This is a genomic window from Vibrio fujianensis (genome assembly GCF_002749895.1).
Lineage (GTDB): Bacteria > Pseudomonadota > Gammaproteobacteria > Enterobacterales > Vibrionaceae > Vibrio > Vibrio fujianensis.
This window is the reverse complement of sequence record NZ_NBUS01000041.1, coordinates 170,515-176,046: the sequence shown is the minus strand read 5'-3', so window position 1 is coordinate 176,046 and position 5,532 is coordinate 170,515. Positions and strand designations below refer to the sequence as shown.

Annotated in this window: 4 protein-coding genes and 2 pseudogenes; 2 read left to right on the top strand and 4 right to left on the bottom strand. The window is 42.8% G+C overall.

Going from position 1 to position 5,532, the window contains the following annotated elements; translation table 11 throughout:
• Nucleotides 1–1,133: alanine/glycine:cation symporter family protein (locus tag B7C60_RS08075; protein WP_245868925.1), on the top strand; the 1,133-nt coding region annotated here is incomplete at its 5' end.
• A gap of 39 nt (nucleotides 1,134–1,172) precedes the next feature.
• Here the strand turns inward: B7C60_RS08075 and B7C60_RS08070 are convergent.
• The 3 genes and pseudogenes from B7C60_RS08070 to B7C60_RS20130 form a co-directional block, all read right to left on the bottom strand.
• Complete coding sequence (locus B7C60_RS08070; protein WP_099611207.1) at nucleotides 1,173–1,808, bottom strand: LysE family translocator; 636 nt, start codon at nucleotides 1,806–1,808, stop codon at nucleotides 1,173–1,175.
• A gap of 205 nt (nucleotides 1,809–2,013) precedes the next feature.
• Nucleotides 2,014–2,367: pseudogene (locus B7C60_RS20135) on the bottom strand (methyl-accepting chemotaxis protein); the annotation flags it as partial.
• Between the two features lie 186 nt (nucleotides 2,368–2,553).
• Nucleotides 2,554–3,237: pseudogene (locus B7C60_RS20130) on the bottom strand (PAS domain-containing protein); the annotation flags it as partial.
• A 663-nt stretch (nucleotides 3,238–3,900) separates the two neighbouring features.
• Between B7C60_RS20130 and B7C60_RS08060 the strand changes: the two are divergent.
• On the top strand, nucleotides 3,901–4,590 hold the full coding sequence (locus B7C60_RS08060) for a DedA family protein (RefSeq protein ID WP_099611205.1): 690 nt from the start codon (nucleotides 3,901–3,903) through the stop codon (nucleotides 4,588–4,590).
• Between the two features lie 230 nt (nucleotides 4,591–4,820).
• On the opposite strand, the gene B7C60_RS18430 is transcribed toward B7C60_RS08060, so the two are convergent.
• A partial coding sequence (locus B7C60_RS18430) for an AMP-binding enzyme (RefSeq protein WP_245868923.1) occupies nucleotides 4,821–5,532 on the bottom strand: 712 nt, incomplete at its 5' end.

The window sequence follows — 5,532 nt, the reverse complement described above, 5'->3', positions numbered from 1 at the left end:
TTGTCGGTGTGGCTACCGCTATTAAACTCGGCGGGCCCGGGGCTTTATTTTGGATGTGGCTAGCCGCTTTATTTGGTATGGCAACCAAATATGCGGAATGCTTACTTGCGGTTAAATATCGTAAGGTCGATGACAAAGGCCAAATGGTTGGCGGGCCCATGTACTACTTGCGAGATGGTGTAGGTTCCAAAACACTCGCCGTTTTGTTTGCCGTATTTGCGCTCGGGGTTGCTTGCTTTGGCATTGGTACTTTTCCACAAGTCAACGCGATTCTTGATGCAAGCGAGATCTCTTTGGGAATTCCTCGTGAAATATCCGCCATTGTACTGACTATCCTAGTCACTTTTGTCACCATTGGCGGTATTCAATCGATCGCCAAAGTCGCTGGAAAAGTCGTTCCTGTGATGGCGCTTTTTTATATTGTGGCTTGTCTTAGTGTGATCATTAGTCATGCCGATCAACTCATTAGCGCTTTGCAATTAGTACTAGTGTCCGCCTTTACTCCAACCGCAGCAAGTGGTGGATTCTTAGGCGCAAGCATCATGCTTGCTATTCAATCTGGAATTGCTCGCGGGGTATTCTCTAACGAATCAGGGCTTGGTAGCGCTCCCATGGCCGCAGCTGCTGCCAAAACAGACTCTTGTGTTAGGCAGGGGCTCATTTCTATGACGGGAACCTTTTTCGATACCATCATTATTTGTACCATGACCGGCCTTGCTTTAATTTTAACCGGAGCATGGCAAAGCGACTTAGCCGGAGCTGCGATGACAACGAATGCGTTTGCTACTGGCCTTCAAGCACAAACCTTAGGGCCGCTATTAGTCTCTATTGGGTTAATCTTTTTTGCTTTTACCACTATTTTAGGTTGGAACTACTATGGCGAACGCTGTGTCGTATTTCTGTGGGGAACCAAAGCCATTTTGCCTTATAAGGTTATTTTTATTGCTTTGATCGCGTCAGGTGCTTTTTTACATTTAGACTTAATTTGGATTATCGCTGATATTGTCAATGGACTAATGGTGATTCCTAACCTAATTGGTTTGATCGCTCTACGCCAAGTTGTGCTCCAAGAAACCAAGCTTTATTTTGATGCTCAAATTCCGGCTATTAAACGAGTCAAGGCCAAAGCATAACGCTCAAAACCGCAGAGTAATCTGCGGTTTTTCAAATATCTATACGGATTCATCAGTGATTAGCTTAAGACCTAACCCCATTAACACCACTCCAGTGGTGCCTTCCATCCAGCGCATAAAAGTCCTATTTTTTAATAAATTTTTCGCTGAACTCAATGCCCCGGCCAACCCACATTGCCAACTCATTGCGATCATAAAGTGAATTCCAGCCATAAATAAAGATTGCAATAAAGGGGAGTGTTCTGGATTAATAAATTGTGGAAGAAAAGCAAGGTAAAATACGGCTGTTTTAGGGTTTAATACATTAGACAAAAAACCCTCCCGTAGTGAGCGGTTAATATTCAATTGGGTATGAGATAAACGGCTCACTTTTATCCCTTGTCCTGCAGTAGATAACGAACGCAAACTCACAAAACCTAACCAGATCAAATAACCCGCGCCCACCATTTTCATGATATGAAACAGTTCAGAGGATTGGGTTAAAATGGCTGAAATGCCAATGGCTGAGAAAGTTGCATGAACAAATAACCCAACACAAATACCGAGGCTTGTTACACAACCATCAGCCATTCCTGCACGAGAAGTATTACGGATCACTAAAGCGGTATCTAGCCCTGGGGTTAATGTGAGAATAGTAATAGCAATAAGAAAAGCTTCAAAATTTTGAATATACATCATGGCTCACCAAATAGTTTGGATGGGGCGAGCAAGCTCCTCACTCTGAAAAGAGCAAACACATTGACGTCCCTATCAATCATCTTTTCTTCTGTTACACATAACAAAATTTAGTCGTCTCAAAGTCAGTTTGGACGGCTGAATAGTTACAAGCACAGAAAGGTTATTTCAAGTTTATATAATCATAACTTGCTGTAACAAGCTATTAGAGTTTTTGACTAAATTGACTGATCGCACCCACAACTTTTTGTGCGCCATGTTGTACATCCTCCATCAATTGGCCTGCTTGAGTCGATAATGCCAAAGTATCACCCGCTTGTGCTTGACAAGCGACTATCAGTTCCACCGCTTTGGTTGTTTTCTGTAAGTTCTCTGCTACAACCGTCACGATTTCTTCCGTTGTACTGTTTGTTCTGGAGGCGAGTTGTCTGACTTCATCAGCCACCACCGCAAAACCACGCCCTTGTTCACCGGCTCTTGCGGCTTCAATCGCAGCATTAAGCGCCAACAAATTAGTTTGATCAGCAATCCCACTGATACTTTCAACCAGCTTACTTATTTCTTGAGAATGCTGATTAAGGGATTCAATATCGGCAGTCGCCTGCTTCATTTGCTTAACGAGATTATCCATTTTATCAATAATAGCGGTGACAACTTGTTGCCCCTCTAAGGTTTGTTGGCCGGTTTCTTCAGACACGGTATAGGCAATTTTTGCCGCTTCTGAAACCGCTAATTCTTGATTGACTTGATCCGTGATAACCGTGGCAAACTTCACGACTTTATATAGCTCACCGACATCGTTATGAATAGGATTGTAAGACGCTTCCAACCACACGACCTGACCGTAACTATCAACTCGTTTAAAACGCTCAGAAACATATTGCCCGCTGGCTAATTTTTTCCAAAAAGCGGAGTACGCTGAGGAGTTCGCTTCTTGTGCGTCACAAAAAATACGGTGATGTTTTCCCGCAATCTGCTCATTACTGCGGTATCCCATTGCACGGAGAAAGTTATCATTAGCACGAATGATATGTCCGTCCAAGGTAAATTCAATCACCGCCATTGAACGATTAAGTGCGTTCAACATATCTTCCTGTGCGCGAGATGTGGTAATGGTACGGGTAAGTTCTGTCGCCAAAACAATAAAATGTAACAACTGCCCTTGCGTATTAAGAATCGGCTGCAAAATAATGCGTAACCAAGCTTCTTGTTCGTTTGGCTTTTCTATTTGAAATGCCCCATTCCAATGTTTTTTCTGTTCGAGGGCGACCTTCAAGTTGTTGAAGTGTGATGTATGTCTAGCCTTCCGAGGGACTAAATCAATAAGATTTATTCCTTCAATCGTCGAAAACACAATACCGAGTTCTTGTTCAAAATTTTCATTAACCGATATAATTTTACCTTGCGGGTTAAGCGTAATTCTCAGCATATCCCCATCAAGACTCTCTCGAACCTGTTCTAATGAATAGAGCTGATCCTTTAATTGCTGATTTTCTTTTTGGCATGATTTATTGAAAAACATACAGTCCCAACACATTCGATCCATTTAGAATGAATATTAGCATAAAATGATTGAATCACTATTGGTTATCAATGGTATCGATTAATTACTTTACAGCACAGGAAGGAGACCGCATACTTGCCGCGATATAACGTTCCTGATAATAACAAGTATGATTCAGCCACTTATTTTTACTGTATTGATATTGAGTACTTTATGTTCACTCGATATCACGATAACGCCGACGTCTATCGGTGCTGAGACGAAAAATCGTACCACTGTTTCACCCAAAACCGTTCATTCTTCCTATCACTCAATGGTGATAAACTCCAGGCTCGAGCCACCTCATGCCACATGGGCCCAGTCGATATTTGATGATGATGTTACGATATTAAATCCAATAGCATCTGACTCAACGACGCTTATTCATCTGCTCATTACATTGGCTTATTTTTCAATACTCATCATTGGAACGCCATTATTTATCCGTAAATCTCTTCAGTTTTTAAACCTTTACTCTCGTTTTGCTCACACATAACCACTCAATCGACACCCTGAAAAATTTAATATTTACTGATTGAGGAACACAATATGAGTGCGTTATTGTCGATATTTTCTGCCTTATGGCATCAGAATCTGTTGGCGTTACAACAGGCCGATCTTTCTTTGCTTTACCTGTGTTTAGGACTACTAATTTTTGTCGAAAGTGCGTTTATTCCCGCCGCCGCTCTACCTTGTGATAGCGTGATGATTCTTTGTGGCAGCCTCGCCGCGTTAGGAATATTAAATCTCTATATGGTTATTGGTGTTCTTGTGCTGGCAGGTTGGTTGGGGAGTATCGCTGCTTTTTATCAAGGCTATCATCTTAAAGAATCGCGCATAGTCTCTGTTTGGATCGGGAAAGTATCTGATAAGCAATGGCAAACCACCGATCGTCTTATCCAAAAATATGGTTTGTTGGCGATGTTCTTTGCACGCTTTATTCCGGTGGTTCGTTCTTTATTACCGATGGTTATGGGATTGAGAAATACGATTCTTCCTACGCGTTTTTTACTCACTTCTCCATCAAGCGCATTGATATGGATCCTATGTCTGATTTTCTCGGGCTATGGTATTTCACTATTACCTGAGCATCTATCTAAAATCGTCAATCAGCTGTTAATGCTAGCTCCGCTGGCAACGCTATTTATTGCGCTATCAAGTATCGCGCTTGGGGGTTGGATACGGCGGCGAGCCAATCATAAACATAAAATAGCCAAGATAAAACGGGTTAAAGAGTAGGCACTGTAAACGCGTTTTAATCGCAGCGAGAGGTTTGTAGCCTAGTGATTGTAAACAAAACACTGCTCAACAAAGAGTAAAACGCTGCTAGCCGCCCCCTTCGAGCAGCGTTTGTGGCTCTTTTCTACGGCGTTATCGGCTTCTCAAGTAGAGCCACTACATTTCAACCTTTGCCTTATATAAAGAAACCACAAACGGCTGCAAAAATCAGCTCGAAAGATCAACATCCCCTAATGATGAAGTATTTTTTCTAGTTCACTCAAACTGGTGGGATCATCAATGGTGGATGGAACGGTGTAACTTTCTCCATCAGCAATTTGCCGAATAATACGCCGTAAAATTTTACCGGAACGGGTTTTCGGTAAACGTTCCACCACTAAGGCATGTTTAAAGCAAGCCACTGCACCAATTTGACGACGAACCTGACGGATTAGCTCTTCCTCTAAGGTCGGCGCATCAATTTTAACACCATCTTTTAGCACAACGAAACCGAGTGGAAGCTGACCTTTTAATTCGTCATGCACTCCCACGACAGCACATTCCGCAATGGCGGGATGTGCGCCGAGAATTTCTTCCATTTCCCCGGTGGAAAGACGGTGCCCCGCTACATTAATCACGTCGTCAATGCGTCCCATAATAAACAGGTAACCGTCTTCATCCAGATATCCCCCATCACCTGAAACATAATAACCGGGAAATTGAGCTAAATAGCCGGATTCAAACCTATCATGATTTCGCCAAATCGTGGTTAAACAGCTTGGAGGTAGTGGACGCTTGAGGGCGACAAAACCTTGTTGATTAGCTGGCAATGACTCACCCAATTCATTCAGTATTTCTACCTGATATCCGGGAATCGCTTTCGTCGCAGATCCCGCTTTTACTGGTATGAATTCAAGCCCTAAGGTATTCCCCGCAATCGCCCAGCCCGTTTCCGTCTGCCAC

What these genes read in the sequence shown, in the direction of transcription:
- B7C60_RS08070 (WP_099611207.1), bottom strand. Translation starts at nt 1,808, where the DNA reads ATGTATATTCAAAATTTTGAAGCTTTTCTTATTGCTATTACTATTCTC.
- B7C60_RS08060 (WP_099611205.1), top strand. Translation starts at nt 3,901, where the DNA reads ATGAGTGCGTTATTGTCGATATTTTCTGCCTTATGGCATCAGAATCTG.